The following is a 16,197-nucleotide window of genomic DNA, read 5'->3' as shown; positions in this document are numbered from 1 at the left end:
CAACTCGGCGGACATCATGGGGACGCGATGGCGGCGGTGATGCGGGCGGCCACGTCGGATGGGTAGTAGCGCCTGATGGCCCGCTGCTGGTCCCGCACGGTCCGCTCGGTGGCCATGGGGTCGGACAAGTAGGTGTTCAGCCGCTCGGCCATGTCCTCGTCACGGTGATAGATGCCCGAGTCTCCGGTCACCTCCGCGTAGCAGCCATGCGTGGGCAGTACAGCGCAGCACCCGGCGTAAATAGCCTCCACTGTGCTGACGCCGAAGGATTCGTGCGAGGCGGTCGACACCTGGAGGTGACTGCGCCACAACCGCGTGAAGTAAGCATCGGTCTGCATCGTTTCGCCGAGCGTGACTCGGCCGGGAAAATGCTTGATCACCTGCTGGAGCTCGGTGAATCCAGGATTGTCCGAGTAGAATTTGCGTGTCACGGTGAGCGTTACGTCAGGATGCGCGTCGAGTACCTCGGGAATACGCCGGAAGAAGACCTCAGGGCGCTTGGCGGCGGTCGGCGAGTGATTGAAAACGATGGCGGGCACCTCGTCCTTGTCGGTGCGCGCGGCCTCAAGCCGGTCGGTGTCGATGGTTCCCCCTACCACGCGGGCCCTCTTGGCGAACTCCGTCGCGACTTTCGGTCCCAGCTCGGCGGTGAGGGTGCGCGACACTACGTCGAGCATGTAGTGCGAGACGAGGAAGACCACGTCGAAAGCCATGACATTGCCCAGGTCGGCGAACTTCAACATAGGATAGGCGTGCCGTATCTGGTCGCTCGGATCCCAGTGGCTGCCGTGTGTGTAGCCCGTCAGCAACGTGCCGGTCGCGCCCGTCTCATACAACAGCCTTCTGACCTCGGCGGCGAACTGGTGGTGGGTGTTGTACATGAACAGCGCGTCGAATGATTTCAGGTCGAGCGTGCTGAGTTCCTCATAGGTCTGGATCGCGTGCCCCACCTTGGTCGTGGCCGGCGGACGGGTCGGCACGGTCCTGACCGCGTGGCCCAGCAGTCGCAGCTCCCGTACCAGCGCGTTGCCCGACGTCTCGCCGTACCCCACCACACCGCTGTCGAGATGATCTTCTCGGCTGGTGAACGGCGCCAGGTAGAGAATCCTCACACCTTGCTCCTCAACGCAGATCGTGTTCCGGCTCCATCATTGACCAGGGTGACGGCGCGCGGCTTGCCGCCTGCCGCGGCCAATGCCGACGCGACCTCACTTCGCCGTGCGGGGGCGACGAAGAACAGCAGGAAGCCCCCGCCTCCCGCGCCGCGCACCTTTGCCGCCGCGGAGCCTGCTTCCTGTCCTGTGTCCAGGAGGGGGCGTATCTGCGGTTGCTCGACGCCTGCCAGACGGCGTTTCTCCTCCCAAGCGAGCGCCATCAGTTCAGCGAAGGACTTCAGGTCTCTCTTGACGAGTTGGTGTCGCATCTCGACGGCGAATGTCTTCATTCTGTACAGCGCGTGGAGGACTGTCCTCTCTCCACGCTGGACGGCTCTGACCTGCTCTTTGAGCACTTGGCCAGAGTCGCGGCGCACGCCGCTGTCGCACAGCGGCTCGGGTTCAAGGCGAAGCGGCGTCACTGCAACCGTGCCGTGCGCGCCGAATTCCATGAAGTTGAGCCCGCCGTGCGCGGCCGAGTGGTGGTCCTGCGCGCCGCCAATCTGCCCGAGTTCCTCGCGTTCGAGCCGGTACGCGAACATGGCCAGGTCGGCTCTGGACAATGGCCGGCCATGCGACTCACTTAGTGCGGTGATCACGGCGACGGCGGACGCGGAGGACGAGCCAAGCCCTGAGCCGATCAAGTCGCCAGCGGTGGCCCTTCCCGCGTAGCCCGGTTCGTACGGGAGGTCGAGCAGGCGGCGCGCCGTGCTGAACAGCAAGGAACCGTCGGGCTCGGTGCTCGATTCGATGGTGGCCTGAGCGTGCAGGTCGATGGTGGCGGACACTACGCACCCGCCGTGCTCACCTGCATAAGGCATGATGTCGGTGCCGCCGCCGCTGAAGCCGATGCGAAGCGGGGCGCGCACTACGACGGTCATGACCTTCCCCGTGACAGACGTATGACGGCGCCGAACACGTCCTCGGGCGAGATGCCCTTACCGCACGGAGTGGCCAGATCGTGTGGCGCGGGGCCGACACAGCCGCATGGCCCTGGCTCGCCGGTCAGGTTGGCGTGCCCGTCGCCCCAAGGCCTCCACATGGCGGGCAGCGTGTGGCTGTGCACGCACACCACCTGGGCACCCGACGCCGCAGCCAGCGCCGTCAAGCCGCTGTTGTTGGCGATGACGAGACCGGCTGCGGCCATCAGATTCGCCAGCTCTACCGTGGAGTCCATGATGGCCGGAATGTCGCGAAGCCTGCGGACCGCGCGTACATAGGGCTCGTCGAAGGGACGCTGGCCGATGAGCAGGGGAGAATAACCCTCGGCGGCCAGCAGGCCGGCCAGCTTGGCGTAAGACTCGGCAGGCCAGCGCTTCCACGGGTATCTCGCCCCCGGCGCCATACACACCGGGTCAGGCGGCAACCTCATGGCGGCCTGGGCTCGCTCGGCCTCGGTGATGCGCATGGACCCATTGCCGAGCGGGACATCGATGAGGTCCGCGACCGAGCGCGCGTAATACTCGACGGCATGCTCGTCCCGGCCCCGAGCGGCCAAAGTATAGTCGGCAGGTGAGGGTGAAAAAGGGCTGGCGTAGCCGACCCGGCGATGCCCGCGCAGCCCGGCGATGAGGGCCTCAAGTTCCTCGCCCAGCGGTACGGCGCGTGTGTGAAGATCAACCACCACGTCGTACTCCCCGATCTCGCTGTCGTGTTCCACATGCCGGGAGCGGCCGTCGTGCCGGTGCATGCGGCCGATGCGCGCGTCATAAGCGAAGACATGGCGCACCCACGGGCTGCGCCTGAGGTCATCGGCGTATTCGGCCCCGGTCAGCAGGTCCACGTGGGAGACGTTCTCGCTGCGGGCCAATGCCTCAATGACCGGCATGGTAAGCAGTACGTCACCGAAAGCCAGAAATCTTACAAAAAGCATCGATGTGGACACTGTTCAACATCAACATATGACTTACCGGCCCTTCCATACATCTGCGTATTTACGCAGCGAATCAGCTGATTCGCTGAACCGTAGGTCACACTGTCCACGTTCGACGATCACAGACACCTGCCTTGGGGGGTTGATGCTGCCGAAAGACACCGTCGAGTACCGGCTCCCGGCTCTGATCGTCAGAGTGCGCTCGGCTCATTCCCAGCTCTTCGACTACCTGGACAGTTTCCACGACCGAGTCACGCGTGAGGGGGACGGCGCCGAGCACATGACGGTCAGCCTGAACGTGGAACTCGGCACCGCTGCCGCAACTGTTGAGGGCGCAGTAGTGTGCGACGCCGGTATCGACCCTCCGGAGTTCACCTTTCAGGAGGCGCGTCACCGGATCCGCGAGCTCTGGCAGGACCATCTCACCGCTACCCGCACCGCCTTCAACCTGCACGCCGCCGCGGTCGACGACGGGGAGACGGTTACGGTCTTCGTCGGCGAGCGCTACCGCGGTAAGACCACCCTGCTGCTCGACAACCTGGCCATGCTGCCCTGCGACCATCTGACCAACGACAACCTCGTGGTGTACGAAAGCGACGAAGGGCCGCAGCTCACCAGCGTCGCCACCTATCTGAAGGTCAGGACCGCGCCGGCGATCAGATTCGCCACCATGCTGGCCTCCCGCGCGGCCGCCTCGCGCCATGGCACCGCCATGTGGCGCCGCTACCTGCGCGACCCCTCGGCCTTCCCCTTCCACACAGAAGCGATGCTGCCACCCGCCGGCTTCGGCAGGTGGTGCCAGCCGATCGTCCCCCTCGCCGATCGCCGCTTAGTCCTGGTCCAACCCGAATTCACTCAAGGGCTGCCGTCGGTCTCCTGTGTTCACGACAAGAGCTCACTCGTGGGCGAAAACCTGAAGTGGCTCGCCGAACCGTCCGGGGGCGGACGAGACCTGATCACCGCGTTCGCCGCTCGGGCCGAGGTGGTACGGCTACGCCATAAAGGCAGCATCGCTCCGCTGCTACTGGATCAGGTCACGACATGACGCGGCGATTTGGAAGGGTGGTGTGGATCACTGGGCTGTCGGGTGCGGGCAAGACTACGGTGAGTAAGCTGATCGCGGCGCAGCTCAACGCGGAGGGCATCAACCCCGTCATCCTCGACGGTGACACGATCAGACAGGCCCTGCCTGACCTGCCGGGGTTCGACGAGCGATCACGGCGTGAGCTAGCCGCCTGCTACGGCCGGCTGGCTGGCGAGTTTGCCGCGCAGGGCCATGTGGTGTTATGCGCGACGGTGTCGATGTTCCACTCGGCGCACGCGTGGAACCGCGCGAACCTGCCGGGATATCTGGAGATATGGCTGCGCGTGCCCCCCAACCAGCTGAGCGGCCGCGACACCAAGGGTGTCTACGGCTCCGGAGATCAAGTGGTCGGGATGGAGATCGAGCCGGAGTTCCCACGCGAGCCCGACCTGGTGATCGACAACTACGCGTCGGTCAGTCCGGAGGAGGCCGCAGCCCGGGTCCACGCGTTGATAACAGGGGCGCGGTGAACGTGTTCGGCACGAAGGCGGAGACCCTCATCCGGCTGGCTCCACTGTTGCGCTCGGCTCGCGTGCTGCCGATGGTCTCCTTCAGCGTGGGGCAATGGCGGCGGGACGAAAGTGCCCTGCTAACTCATACGCTCGGGGAACCCTGGGCGGATGGGCCGCTCGTGGTACGCAGCAGTGCCCAGACAGAGGACTCCACGACCGAGTCTCTGGCCGGGCACTTCCACAGTGAGCTCGGCGTGTGCGGCCCCAGCGAGCTGCGCCTGGCGGTGGAAAAGGTGCTGGGCTCCTACGGCTCGGCCTCCTCGGATGACCAGGTACTCGTGCAGCCGCAACTGACCGACGCTGTACTGAGCGGTGTCGCTTGTTCGTGCGACCCCAGCAGCGGCGCGCCCTACCGCGTGATCACCTGGAGCGAGGGAGCGGACACCACGTCGGTTACGCGGGGCACGGCGGGCGCCCGCACCTGGTACGGCCTGGCACACGATCCGGCTGTGCGCCCACCGGACCCCCGGCTCGAGGGGGTGTTGTCTCTTCTGACCGAGGTGATCGAGTACACGAAGGAGGATCGCTGCGAAATCGAGTTCGCGGTGTCGTCCCCCGGCGTGCTCTACCTGTTCCAGGCACGCCCGCTGTTGGTCAAGGAGGACGGCGTGGGGCCTGTCGAGCATCAAGCTCAGGTCGAACACCTGACACAATGCTTGGCGGCGCCATCGCGCGTCGACGTCCTGGGCGATCGGCCGATCTACGGTGTGATGCCTGACTGGAATCCGGCGGAGATCATCGGGCTCCGCCCGAGAGCGCTGGCTAGGTCGCTGTACCAACGGCTGATCACCGACCGGGTGTGGGCCGAGTCCCGAGCCGGATACGGCTACCGCGATGTCACCGGCGTGCCGCTGATGGTAGATCTCGGCGGATGCGCCTACATCGACGTACGTGCCAGCTTCACTTCCTTCGTCCCCGCCGACCTCGATGACGACCTGGCGGGGCGGTTGGTCAATCACTATCTGAACCGGCTGGCGGCCGAGCCGTACCTGCATGACAAGGTCGAGTTCGAGATTGTGTTGTCGTGCAACGCGTTCGACCTGAACCGTCGGCTGGAGGGCCTGCGGCGCGCCGGATTCTCCGCCGCGGAGACGGATGCGTTACGGAGATCATTAGTCCACCTCACCAATGAGATCATCAGCGACCAGGGGCCCCGGGGCGCCGACCTGGAGCTGGTGTCCATGCTTTCCGAGCCGGCTTCACGCCCCGCCGGGCTGGCCGCGCTGCTTGACCGCTGCGCCGAGTGGGGGGCGCGGCCGTTCGCTGGTCTGGCCCGTGCGGGTTTTGTGGCAGCCGAACTGCTCGGCGGGCTTGTGCGGCGCGGTGCCATGACGGCCGCCGGCCGAGATGCGTTCCTCGCTTCGCTCAAGACGGTCGCGGCCGACATCCAGCAGGACTTCGCCTCCCTCGGCAAGGCGGAGTTTCTGCGCCGCTACGGTCATCTCCGCCCAGGAACTTACGACATCCTCTCGCCGCGGTACGACGAAGATCCCGACCGGTACTTCGACTGGACGCGGCGGCCCGCCCCCGCGCCTGAGCCTTCGCCGTACCGGCCGGGCCTGGATGAGCTGCGCGCCATCGATGTGCTGGTGGGCAAGGCCGGGATCACAAGCGACGCCCCTGGGCTACTGTCCTTCATCGCTCAGGCGATCAAGGACCGCGAGTGGGCGAAGTTCGTCTTCACCGGTGTTCTGAGCGAGACGCTCGTCCGCATCGGCGACATCGGCAGGGAGTTTGGACTGAACGCGGAGGAGCTTTCCCACATCGAGGTGGCTCACCTTCTCCACCCGAGTCTCAGTGGTGCTGACCTGCGTAAGTCCGCCCGCCGGGGCAGTGAGGCGTACGCGCGTGCCCGCTCGATGGTGTTGCCACCGCTCATCTACTCATCGGAGGATGTGCGTGCCTTCGAGGTGCCAGAGTCCATGCCCAACTTCGTCACTCAGGGGCGTGCGCATGGAAAGGTGGCTGACATCGATGGTGGCGAGCCACCAGAGGGCGCGATCGCCTTGGTCGTCAGCGGTGATCCCGGCTACGACTGGATACTGGCGCGCGGTGTCGCCGGGCTCGTTACAGCCTATGGCGGCGTCAACTCCCACATGGCTATCCGCGCACAGGAACTGGGTATCCCGGCGGTCATCGGTACGGGTGAGTCCCGTTACCGCCGCTGGATGGCAGCGCGCGCGCTGGAGATAGACTGCGCCAACAAGCTCGTCAAGGTTATTCCTTGATCGCGATCGCAGTGACTCAGCGGGTCCTGCCGCCCGACCCGTTTGGTGTGCGCTACGAAGGGCTGGACCCTCGGTGGCACGCCTTTCTCGCTGATTGCGGTGTGATCGGCGTGCCTGTGCCCAACGCGCCGGAGCGTGCGGTAGCCGTCGTGGAGTCATTGGGCCTGTCCGGAGTTCTGCTCACCGGAGGTGAGAACCTCGTCCGCTACGGCGGCGATGCTCCCTGGCGAGAGAAGACGGAGCGCGCGCTGCTGGACTGGGCTGGCAGGATGGGGCGGCCCGTGCTCGGGGTGTGCCGCGGGATGCAGTTGGTGCTCGATGCCCACGGTTGCGCCCTGGAGCCGGTGGAGGGCCACGTCGCGGTGGAGCACGAGGCGCTGATCGAGGGCAGGTATCGGCGGGTGAACTGCTATCACCGCTGGGCGGCCACGGAAGTCGCCGCGCCGCTGGTGGCCATCGGGTGGAGGGATGAGATCGTAGAAGCGGTAGAGCACGCGGACGCCCCTGTCTGGGGCATCATGTGGCATCCTGAGCGCCGCCCGTCCGACGACCCCGAACGGCGCGTCGACGTCGCCATGCTCCGGGAAATCTTCGTATGAAGGCCATAATCTTGTCCGCCGGCCGCGGATCCCGGTTGGGCCCGGCAACCGAGGATCGGCCCAAATGCCTGGTGCGAATCTCCGGACGCTCGCTGCTCGACCGGCAAACGGCCGCGCTCAGAGCGGGCGGGGCCCACGACATCGCGATCGTGGTCGGCTGGCGTAGAGAGTCCATGGCCGATTGCGGCCTTCCGACATTCGTCAACGAGGATTGGGCGACGACCTCGATGGTTGAAACGCTCGCTTGTGCGGCGTCCTGGCTGAAGCGCGAGCCTGTGATCGTCAGCTATGGCGACATCGTATATTCGGCCGCGACAGTTCGCGCGCTGGCTGCCAGCCGCACCCCGATCGCAGTGTCCTACGACCCAGGCTGGCGGGCACTATGGGAGCAGCGGTTTGACGACCCGCTCACGGACGCGGAGACGTTCGAACTGGGGCCAGGCGGGCTGCTCCGCGACATCGGTGGACGGCCAGACTCGGCCGAGAACGTCGAAGGCCAGTACATGGGGCTGCTGCGGCTGACACCCGATGGGTGGCACGAGTTGGACCACTGCCGTTCTGAGGGCGCACCACCCGCGCATATGACCGGGCTATTACAGCGGGTGGTGCGCGCGGGGCGGATGCCGATCGCGGCGGTGCCCGTCGTGGGGCCTTGGTACGAATTCGACCATCCGGCCGACCTGGACACAGGCCGCGCCGCCGTGGACCTCCTTGATGCCGGAGGGGATTGGTGATGGCGGAGGAAGAATTGCTTCCCGACGTGTTCCCGTGGCGCACCAGGAACGAGACCTATCTGGGAGCCGCGCTGCCCGAACACCTCACAGGCTCGGAACCCGGGTTGTGGACAGGACTCTACGGCCAGGTGTGTGACCCCATGGCGAAGCTGGTCCCCGAGGGACCGCAACTCAAGACTGAGACCCTTCCGGGCAGGCGGGTCGAGTCGGGTGTGCATCCGCTCGTGGTTCCCGCCGGCTCGGTGCTGCCGGTGATGGCGCTGGCGCCCAGCGACCTGCGGTTAACAGGTAGCCTGGTTGGCGCGATCCCCCTGCCCCCCAGACGCTGGCGCCACTTGAGGTTCGAGGAGCCCTTCTCCGGCCACGCGCATATCACCGCGCCTGTCGTGTTCGGCGCCTCCCTGTCACGCGGGGAGCAGCCACAGGCCAGCCCACTCGTCCTCATGATCTTCATCGATGGCCTCAGCCAGGTCGTACTGAAGGACGCCGGCGAACCCGGGCTGATGCCGCAGACTTCGTCCTTCTTCGAGCAGGGACTGCGCTTCTCGAACTGTTATGCCACCGCTGAATGGACGCTCACCAACGTGGCCTCGGCGCTCACTGGGCTCTACGCCTCGCGGCACAATATGTTTCACCCGCGCCGCCCTATGGCGCTGCCACCGGAACCGCTCATCAGCGAGCGTATGCGATCCGTCGGGTACACCACGGTCAGCGTGGGCGCCAACTGGCGTGCCACTCCCGCGTACGGCTACGCGCGCGGATTCGATCGCACGATATACCAAAAGAACCTGCCGGGTGCCCAAGTGGTGAGCGACCTCATCGATCAGCTGACTTCCTTGGGCGACCGCGCGGTGTTCGCCTACGCCTCTTTCATGGACATCCACTGGAAGTGCGAAGACAGCCTGCCTGACATCACGGTTCAGACCGCCAAGCCGCTTGGCCCGCAACTGCGGGAGCCGCTACCTGACAGCCTCATGCCCATGTACCAGGGCGGGTACGACCTCGAGAACATCACCGCCTACGAGCCGCAGATACGCAAACTCGACAGGACGCTGGGCGTGTTGTTCGACTACTTGACGACACACTACGCGGACTTTACCGTCCTGCTGTTTTCCGACCACGGGCAGTCGTTCAACTCCCGGTTCACCCATTCTTGGGAGCTTTCGGACGTAAGGTTGCGTGTGCCCCTGATGGTGCGCGGCCCCGGAGTCCCAGTCGGCCGCCCTGAGGAGTTCGTTGAGCTGGTGGACATACCGAACATCCTGTTCGCCGCCGCTGAGCTGAGTAGCGCCGACTGGAAGATCGACGGCCGCCTGCCCGCCTGCCTCGGAGGTACGGCTCGGCCATACGTCTACTCGGAGACCCGCTACCCGGGACGGCTCTTCCGTGCGGCAATCACCGAACGTGACAAGAAATACCTGATGTGCAGCGTAGGGAAAGTCGACGACGCCGGCTACTTCGAGCTCGGTCAGGCCCACCGGCTGGCCTATCAGCTGGGCTCGGAAGAGGGCCAGATCCATGAGCTCCCCTGGGACGAGAGATACACGCAAGTGATAGTCGAACGGGCCGGTACTTGGATTAAGGAAACGCATTGATGATGTCACTTGAGACGGAGACAGCCCTGTTGTGGTCGACGCCCCGGCTGGAGGCGGCCGAGGTGGCGCGGCTGCGTGAGCTCCTCTACACCGATCTGGACTGGACGCGAGTCCTCGGCGTGCTGGCCACGCATCGTACGATGGGCGTCGCCTGGTATAACACGCTGGAGCATCTGATCGAGGAGCGCGGGGCCCTGCGCCCCACCTACTTCTTCAAGGGTCCCGAGGTCACGTTCAAGGGCCAGCGAATCATGGCGGAGGAACAGATCACGTATAGCCTCGAGCTGTTCGGCGCGCTCGGCGCGGCCGGGGTCCCGTGCGCGATGCTCAAGGGCGGCGCGGTCGCAAGTATGGCCTATCCCAGCCTGGGCATGCGGGTGTTCAACGACAACGACGTCCTCGTTCCGCACTCGCGACTTGCGGAGGTCGGGGTGGTCATGAAGGAGCTGGGCTACGAGCAGGGGTCATGGGATTACGCAGAGGCCAAGGTTCGACCGGCGCGCAGGAGCGATGTCATACTGTTCGCGATCAACTCCCATCAGACCCACCCCTATTCCCGCCCGACGCCCAGGGCCGCCACGTTGGAATGCCACCGCGTGGACATACATTTCTCCGTCGACCTGCTGACGCCCAACCGAACGGACGACCTCGTCTCCGACCTGCTCGACCGTCGGGTGCCGGTCGGCGATCCACCGCTGTGGGCACTGCACCAACATGACATGTTCATCCTGGCCTGCGTCCACTACTTCAAGGAGGCCACCCATCATCACGAGGTGGCCAGGCTGAAGGATCTGGTGCTCTACAAGCTGATCGACCTGTTGGCCATGCTTACGAGCCACGAGTTTCCGCTCGACATAGTCGCGCTGGTGTCCAGGATCAGACAGATCGGCTACGAGCGACCAGTGTATTTTGCGCTGTCCCACCTTGCCGAGCTGTTCCCAGCCCGGGTGCCCCCTGGATTGGCTGAAGAGTTGCGTCCGGCCTCGACCGACTACGTGCACGAGGTGCTCGACGAGAAGGGACGGACCTATCGCTGGACGACTCCGCTCGCGACTAGGTTCTTCGACGCTCTCCGCGCCCGTGACCTTGTCATGGACGGCGAACTGTCGCCACGTAGCTGAGTACGTCGCCCGCCTGTCCATGGTGTCGATAGCGCAGGAGGCGGACACTCGCGCCGAACCGCGCCAGGATGTCCTCATCAACGGGCAGGGGTCCCGCCGGTCGCCACCTCAGTTCCTTCAGCAGGTAGGCCATCGGTTTGAGGTTCTTCGCCAGGAAGGCGGGGATCTCAGTCTCCGCCTGGCGAGCGAGCTCAGTTGCGCCGCCGAAGCTCACGTCCACCACGGTGACCTCGCGGGTCGACAGCTCGATCGTGCTGAACACCGGCCGCCCGATCACGCCGTGCGACAGGTACAGCTTGCCTTCGTCGTCGACGGGCGGCGCCGTGCGCCAGCGCTCGTAGGAGCGCCAGTTCGCCTCGTCTTCGGTAAGCCGGGCGAGCAGCTCAGGCTCGAAGCGGCGCGCCACGTCCGGTCTGATGGCCAGATAGGTTGGTAACCCACAGGCACGCAGGCCGTCCTGTCCTTCGAACAACACCAGGCAGTCGTTGGACACCAGCCGCCACCCGTTACGCAGGGTGGCGTCGAGCATAAGACTGGTCTTCCCCGCTCGTTTGTCGCCGACGAAGACGACCAGGTGATGGCCGTCATCGACGGCAGAGGCGTGAAGGAAGGCCACGCCGCCGCGCCTGATCCTCGCCCGCAGCCACATGTCACGCTGCAGGCGGCGGGCCGCCGTCTCGGCGTGGTATCGGCCAGCCGCTGACCAGACCGTATAGCCGCCAGAGCGCTCGGCGACGGAGACGGGGCGTCCCTCGACGTTGATGACCCACGCGGCCGAGTCCGGCGTATTCTCGGGCTCGACTTCGATCGGAGGTAGCTCGAGCACCGGATCCGCTCGGTGATCTGGATCGTAGAAGCCGTTGAAATACTGCAACGGCGCCTCGTTACGCAGCCGTAGCACGCCGCGGAACTCGTTCATCGTATAGCGAGCCGTGATCATGACGCATTCCGTCGAGCTGTCAACGGGATCTGCTGGCCGATTGCCACACCGAGCTGGAAGCGGTTGTTCACCCCGAGCCGATCCATCAGCGCGCGGAGCACGTTGGTGACGGTGCGCGGGCTGATCTGCAGACGCCGTGCGGCGCTGGCGTCGGTGTGGCCGGCCAGCAGCAGCGCCACCAACGCCCCCTCACGAGCGTCGAGCGCGACCCGCGTGCCCGGGTGTGGAAAAGACGCTGTACGTATCCGGCGCGTATACGGCGCGACTTTCAAGATGCCTCCCCGGGGGCATGCGTTCGATGCCAGGACCATGCAAACCACGGTGCCCAAGCGGCGCCTGGTCCGCGTGTCCCATATTGACGGGGCCTGTTCGCGGCAGTGGAGGTGACGCACGATAGGAGCAGCCGCGTTCGGCGAGACATCCGATTTATTCGCCCGGAGGTAGAAAGTGACCGCAACCATCCCACCGATGCGGGCGGATCTGGCCGAGCGTGCCCTGGCGATGGAAGGCGCACTCGCGCGGTCGGGCTCATTCGCCGCCGCCATCGCGTTGCGGGCGCGGGCCCACCCTAGCTATGGGTTCCTGATGGATGTTGGCCGCAAGGAGTTGTTGACTTACGGCGCGCTCAATGAACGAGCCGATGCGCTGGTGCCGCAGCTCACCGGCCTGCGGGGGCACGGCGTTCTCGCTGTCCCCACCGACCACGGCCTGGTCGCGCACGCTGTTGCCACCTTGGCTGCGGAACGAGCTGGTCTGCGTCCCATGACCGTACGCTCGCTGGCCGTACATGGCGGGCGAGCGGCCACGGAACTCGGTTTGCGCCTGGCTGATGGCGCAGAGCTCACCGTGCTCTGGGTGGAGGCACCTGAAGGCCGGCAGGAATCGGGAGGCAAGGGACCGGGCGACGCGCTCTACGACGAGCGGACTGGGGAGATTCTGCCGCGCTCCGGCGAAACGCTGCTACGAATGCTGGCACCGCGCTGGGCCAAGCTGCTACCGATGGTCCGAGACCTGGCCTACTCGCTCGATCCCGCCTCGTACGGCAGCGCGCTGATGTGGCAGGGCTGGCGCGGTCGTACCGGATTCGTCGTCGACGGTCCTGACGTTGAACCCCTGCTGGCCGCCGTCGATAGGCACGCTGTGTCCGCCGTCGCGCTAACGCGCGCGCAGTATAGGGAGCTTCAGGCCGAGGGTATCGGCGACCACGACGTCTCGACCGTGAAAGAAGTCCACCTATCGTTCCTACCGCGGGTGACGCCGGAGGAGATGCGCCAGGTGGCCGTCCACTTCTCCGGCGCAGCCTCCCTACCATTGCCGATGCTCGACGCCAGGCTGCGGCTGCTGTCGGCCAGGAGGCCCGCCGCCGCTGGACTGTCGTTCGAGGCACGTAGCTCGGGCCCGGCCGCCGCGGTGGGGCACGGCGTGGTCGTTCCCACGCCTGCGCTGAGCGAGGTCATGGAGTCGGCCGCCGCCGCTTACACCGAACTGCTGATCGGCGTGCTGAGCCGTTCTGTGCTCGATTACGAGTTCGTGCCGACCAAGTGCGGTGATCACTACAGGAAGGTGGCCATCGATAAGGAAGCACGCGAGATCGGCCGTGATTGGCCTGCTGACGCCGAGACGATGGTGGGTCCCCACCGCCTGCGACATCTAGCCTGGTGCGTCTCCGAGCTGGTTCGGGACGGCGTGCCTGGCGACCTGGTCGAAGCCGGGGCCTGGCGTGGCGGTTCGTGCATCCTCATGCGCGGCGTGCTGAAGGTCCTGAACGAAACAGGAAGGACCATCTGGGTGGCCGACTCCTTCGAAGGGTTTCCTGAGTCCGACTTCACCTTGTCTGAGGAGGAGCAGGCGACAGGTACGGAGAGTTACCAGTTCCCGTTCATCAGCGTGGGCCAGGCCACCGTGCGGCGTAACTTCGAGCGCTATGGCCTGTGTGACTCCCAGGTCCGTTTCGTCCCTGGCTGGTTTCACGAGACGCTGCCCAAGCTCCCGGCCTCCGCGATCTCGCTACTGCGGTTGGATGGCGACCTTTACGACTCCACCTGGGCGCCGTTGCACGCACTGTACTCGCGGCTTGAGCCGGGTGGGTTCTGCATTGTGGACGACTACGGTGATGTCACCGCCTGTCGTGCTGCCGTGGAGACTTTCAGGGCGCAGAACGACATCACCGAGCCCATCCAATGGATAGACACCGACGCAGTGTTCTGGCGCAAAGCGCTGTGACCTTGGCATTGCACGCATGAACGTCGTAGGTCCCGAGCGGCTGCGCAAGCTGCACCCCGTCGCGGCCGGTGACAGCCTGCCCGTCGGCGTCCCGGTCAGGCAGGTCATGCGCGCCTGGGATATAGAACCGGTGCGTATCGCGCGCATCGGTGGCAGCAGAAACGTGCACTGGGCGGTTAGCGCCCCAGAGGGCAGATTCGTGTTGCGCTGCTACCGACAGGACAGGGACGCCGAGGCCATCGACTACGAGTTCCGCGTCCTGGCGCATCTGCGGCAGGCGGGCTGGCCCGTGGCCTGCCCGCTGCCAACCCTGGCCACCTGGAAGGAGCGCCTTTTCGCGTTGTTCCCCGCCTTACCGGGAAGACAGCGGCCGATACCGACGCGGCCGGCCTACGCCCGGGAGCGTGGTGCCCTGCTCGCGGTGCTCCACTCGGATCTCGACCGGCTACCCCTGGGGCAGCGGAGCAACTGGCGCTCGACGGACGAGTTCATGGCAGCGGAAGCCGGTGAGATCGTCGCCAACGCGATGGCCAGGCTAGGCGACCATCCCCACCTGCGTGAGCCCATTGTCAGAATCACGGAGAAAACCTACGCGACGCTCGACTGCTTACCAGTGGATCTACCGCGTTGCATTGTGCACGGCGACTTCGTGGCGTGGAATCTGCGCTGGCGCGACGGGTACCTCTCCGCACTGCTCGACTTCGACGATGCCCGCTTAGACCTCCGAGCGATGGACGTGGCCGCGGCGCGTCGACGCGACACCGACGAGGTGGTAGCCGGATACCTGGCCGTACAACACCTGGACGACCTTGAGATTGCACTGCTCGCGCCCCTCTGGCGGGCCTACACGCTGCTTTTCGTCGCTGATCTGCTCCAAGCGCCGGCGTTGACGAACACCGTGATGAGATCCCTGGAGTGGTGCGCCCAAGAGATCCAGACCACCCAGCCTGCCGCCGTGCCCCGCACGGCGGCCATTCAGAGAGGAGCGTCATGACAGTAGTCGTCGATGATGAGGAGTTCGTCGTTTCCATCGGCGACACCCGTGTGCCGTACCTGCTCGGCGGTCAACAGGCTTTCATCGAGAAAGCGGCGAGGCTGCGGCCGGATCGCTGGATCATCGTGAGCAGCGAGCAACCGATGCTCGAGCACCTGACCGGCAAGCTGGCCGGCCAGTTGTCGGGCACGGCACCTGTCACCACCGTGCGGCTACCCGACGGTGAGGCGGCCAAGTCACTGGCTTGCGTGGAGCGGGTATGCAGCGAGGCCTTCCGCGTGGGCGCGTCGAGGGCTTCGGTGCTGCTGGCAGTCGGCGGAGGCAATGTGTGCAACGTCGGTGGGCTCGCCGCCTCCCTCATGCTGCGTGGCATCCGGCTCATCCAGGTGCCCACCACGCTGATCGGTATGAGCGACGTCGTTCTCTCGCTGAAGCAGGGCATCAACTTGGCTGGGGTCAAGAACGGCATCGGCACCTACTACGCGCCCGAGTTGATCTGGGCAGACCCCGAGTCCCTTCTGACGCTGCCGTCCAAGGAGATCAGGGCGGGGGAGGCCGAGATCGTCAAGAACGCCTTCGTGATCTCGAGCGAGGACCTTGAGCCGTTGGGCGCCTCCTTGCGGCCTTCCGCCTCCTACTCGGTGCAGGAGCTACTGGCCTTCGTCAAGATGGCGGTACGCAGCAAGGACCAGGTCCTGCGTGGTGACGGTAAGGAGCGGTGCGGCGCGCTGGTGCTGGAATACGGCCACACGGCGGGGCACGCACTCGAAGCGATGTCAGGCGGCGCGATCTCCCATGGCATGGGTGTGGGTTTGGGCATGCGCGTGGCCGCCCGGGTCGCGGGACGGCTGGGCTTACTGCCTGCCGCGGACATCGCGCTGCACGACACACTGCTGAACGCCGTCGGGCTACCGCTGATGCTGCCCAGGGAGTTCTCCGGCCTGCTCGACGTCGATGCGCTCGCCGTCCAGCTGCTCAAGGACAACAAGCGCGGCTACCTACCCGCGGGGGCGAACGAGGTGCCCATGGTGTTGATCACTTCTCCCGGCGTTCCCGCTAGGACGGGTGCGCTTCCGCTGACCGTGGTGCCGGTGAGTCTGGTGGCCGAGGTGATGGTCGACGCACTCGGCTGAGTGCGGA

At 65.7% G+C, this 16,197-nt stretch carries 15 protein-coding genes; 10 read left to right on the top strand and 5 right to left on the bottom strand.

Features of this window, described 5'->3' with window-relative positions; genetic code table 11:
* Positions 1–14: 14 nt before the first annotated feature.
* The 3 genes from KIK05_RS33065 to KIK05_RS33055 are packed head-to-tail and all read right to left on the bottom strand — an operon-like array spanning position 15 to position 3,027.
* The gene (locus tag KIK05_RS33065; protein ID WP_214414774.1) at positions 15–1,112 is read right to left on the bottom strand and encodes a glycosyltransferase family protein; all 1,098 of its coding nucleotides are present in this window, start codon (positions 1,110–1,112) and stop codon (positions 15–17) included.
* The gene (locus KIK05_RS33060) at positions 1,109–2,035 is read right to left on the bottom strand and encodes a GHMP family kinase ATP-binding protein (protein ID WP_214414773.1); all 927 of its coding nucleotides are present in this window, start codon (positions 2,033–2,035) and stop codon (positions 1,109–1,111) included. The genes KIK05_RS33065 and KIK05_RS33060 overlap by 4 nt, the downstream gene beginning before the upstream one ends.
* Positions 2,032–3,027, bottom strand: a complete 996-nt coding sequence (locus KIK05_RS33055; RefSeq protein ID WP_214414772.1) for a glycosyltransferase family 9 protein — start codon at positions 3,025–3,027, stop codon at positions 2,032–2,034. The genes KIK05_RS33060 and KIK05_RS33055 overlap by 4 nt, the downstream gene beginning before the upstream one ends.
* Positions 3,028–3,172: 145 nt before the next feature.
* Here KIK05_RS33055 and KIK05_RS33050 point away from each other — a divergent pair, with 145 nt between their 5' ends.
* The 7 genes from KIK05_RS33050 to KIK05_RS33020 are packed head-to-tail and all read left to right on the top strand — an operon-like array spanning position 3,173 to position 10,900.
* Positions 3,173–4,072 (top strand): hypothetical protein, encoded by a 900-nt coding sequence (locus KIK05_RS33050; RefSeq protein ID WP_214414771.1) that lies wholly within the window; start codon positions 3,173–3,175, stop codon positions 4,070–4,072.
* Positions 4,069–4,581, top strand: a complete 513-nt coding sequence (locus KIK05_RS33045; RefSeq protein WP_284681497.1) for an adenylyl-sulfate kinase — start codon at positions 4,069–4,071, stop codon at positions 4,579–4,581. Before KIK05_RS33050 ends, KIK05_RS33045 begins: the two co-directional genes overlap by 4 nt.
* The gene (locus tag KIK05_RS33040; RefSeq protein ID WP_214414769.1) at positions 4,578–6,851 is read left to right on the top strand and encodes a PEP-utilizing enzyme; all 2,274 of its coding nucleotides are present in this window, start codon (positions 4,578–4,580) and stop codon (positions 6,849–6,851) included. The genes KIK05_RS33045 and KIK05_RS33040 overlap by 4 nt, the downstream gene beginning before the upstream one ends.
* A complete protein-coding gene (locus KIK05_RS33035; protein ID WP_214414768.1) occupies positions 6,848–7,450 on the top strand; it encodes a gamma-glutamyl-gamma-aminobutyrate hydrolase family protein in 603 nt (200 codons plus the stop codon). Before KIK05_RS33040 ends, KIK05_RS33035 begins: the two co-directional genes overlap by 4 nt.
* Entirely contained in the window at positions 7,447–8,184 is a 738-nt protein-coding gene (locus KIK05_RS33030; RefSeq protein ID WP_214414767.1) for a phosphocholine cytidylyltransferase family protein, read from the top strand. Before KIK05_RS33035 ends, KIK05_RS33030 begins: the two co-directional genes overlap by 4 nt.
* Positions 8,184–9,779: a sulfatase-like hydrolase/transferase gene (locus KIK05_RS33025; RefSeq protein ID WP_214414766.1), complete on the top strand. Its 1,596-nt coding sequence runs from the start codon at positions 8,184–8,186 to the stop codon at positions 9,777–9,779. The genes KIK05_RS33030 and KIK05_RS33025 overlap by 1 nt, the downstream gene beginning before the upstream one ends.
* A complete protein-coding gene (locus tag KIK05_RS33020; RefSeq protein ID WP_214414765.1) occupies positions 9,779–10,900 on the top strand; it encodes a nucleotidyltransferase family protein in 1,122 nt (373 codons plus the stop codon). The genes KIK05_RS33025 and KIK05_RS33020 overlap by 1 nt, the downstream gene beginning before the upstream one ends.
* On the opposite strand, the gene KIK05_RS33015 is transcribed toward KIK05_RS33020, so the two are convergent.
* A complete protein-coding gene (locus tag KIK05_RS33015; protein ID WP_214414764.1) occupies positions 10,869–11,840 on the bottom strand; it encodes a hypothetical protein in 972 nt (323 codons plus the stop codon). The genes KIK05_RS33020 and KIK05_RS33015 overlap by 32 nt on opposite strands.
* Complete coding sequence (locus KIK05_RS48395) at positions 11,837–12,151, bottom strand: helix-turn-helix domain-containing protein (RefSeq protein ID WP_284681496.1); 315 nt, start codon at positions 12,149–12,151, stop codon at positions 11,837–11,839. Before KIK05_RS48395 ends, KIK05_RS33015 begins: the two co-directional genes overlap by 4 nt.
* Positions 12,152–12,287: 136 nt before the next feature.
* Between KIK05_RS48395 and KIK05_RS49115 the strand changes: the two genes are divergently transcribed.
* Genes KIK05_RS49115 through KIK05_RS32995 form a run of 3 tightly spaced genes read left to right on the top strand, consistent with a single transcriptional unit; the run spans position 12,288 to position 16,190 of the window.
* A complete protein-coding gene (locus tag KIK05_RS49115; protein ID WP_214414762.1) occupies positions 12,288–14,063 on the top strand; it encodes a TylF/MycF/NovP-related O-methyltransferase in 1,776 nt (591 codons plus the stop codon).
* 16 nt (positions 14,064–14,079) lie between these two features.
* Positions 14,080–15,057 carry a phosphotransferase enzyme family protein gene (locus KIK05_RS33000; protein ID WP_214414761.1) on the top strand — a complete coding sequence of 326 codons (978 nt, stop codon included), beginning with the start codon at positions 14,080–14,082 and terminating at the stop codon, positions 15,055–15,057.
* On the top strand, positions 15,054–16,190 hold the full coding sequence (locus KIK05_RS32995) for a 3-dehydroquinate synthase family protein (protein WP_214414760.1): 1,137 nt from the start codon (positions 15,054–15,056) through the stop codon (positions 16,188–16,190). The genes KIK05_RS33000 and KIK05_RS32995 overlap by 4 nt, the downstream gene beginning before the upstream one ends.
* Positions 16,191–16,197 lie beyond the last annotated feature (7 nt).

This window comes from Sphaerisporangium fuscum, assembly GCF_018531465.1.
GTDB classification, from domain to species: domain Bacteria; phylum Actinomycetota; class Actinomycetes; order Streptosporangiales; family Streptosporangiaceae; genus Sphaerisporangium; species Sphaerisporangium fuscum.
This window is presented reverse-complemented; position numbering and strand designations above follow the sequence as displayed.

Coding starts and splice junctions, on each gene's coding strand:
- KIK05_RS32995 (WP_214414760.1), top strand. CDS start 15,054: ATGACAGTAGTCGTCGATGATGAGGAGTTCGTCGTTTCCATCGGCGAC.
- KIK05_RS33050 (WP_214414771.1), top strand. CDS start 3,173: ATGCTGCCGAAAGACACCGTCGAGTACCGGCTCCCGGCTCTGATCGTC.
- KIK05_RS33000 (WP_214414761.1), top strand. CDS start 14,080: ATGAACGTCGTAGGTCCCGAGCGGCTGCGCAAGCTGCACCCCGTCGCG.
- KIK05_RS48395 (WP_284681496.1), bottom strand. CDS start 12,151: ATGGTCCTGGCATCGAACGCATGCCCCCGGGGAGGCATCTTGAAAGTC.
- KIK05_RS33015 (WP_214414764.1), bottom strand. CDS start 11,840: ATGATCACGGCTCGCTATACGATGAACGAGTTCCGCGGCGTGCTACGG.
- KIK05_RS33055 (WP_214414772.1), bottom strand. CDS start 3,027: ATGCTTTTTGTAAGATTTCTGGCTTTCGGTGACGTACTGCTTACCATG.
- KIK05_RS33045 (WP_284681497.1), top strand. CDS start 4,069: ATGACGCGGCGATTTGGAAGGGTGGTGTGGATCACTGGGCTGTCGGGT.
- KIK05_RS33025 (WP_214414766.1), top strand. CDS start 8,184: ATGGCGGAGGAAGAATTGCTTCCCGACGTGTTCCCGTGGCGCACCAGG.
- KIK05_RS33060 (WP_214414773.1), bottom strand. CDS start 2,035: ATGACCGTCGTAGTGCGCGCCCCGCTTCGCATCGGCTTCAGCGGCGGC.
- KIK05_RS33030 (WP_214414767.1), top strand. CDS start 7,447: ATGAAGGCCATAATCTTGTCCGCCGGCCGCGGATCCCGGTTGGGCCCG.
- KIK05_RS33020 (WP_214414765.1), top strand. CDS start 9,779: ATGATGTCACTTGAGACGGAGACAGCCCTGTTGTGGTCGACGCCCCGG.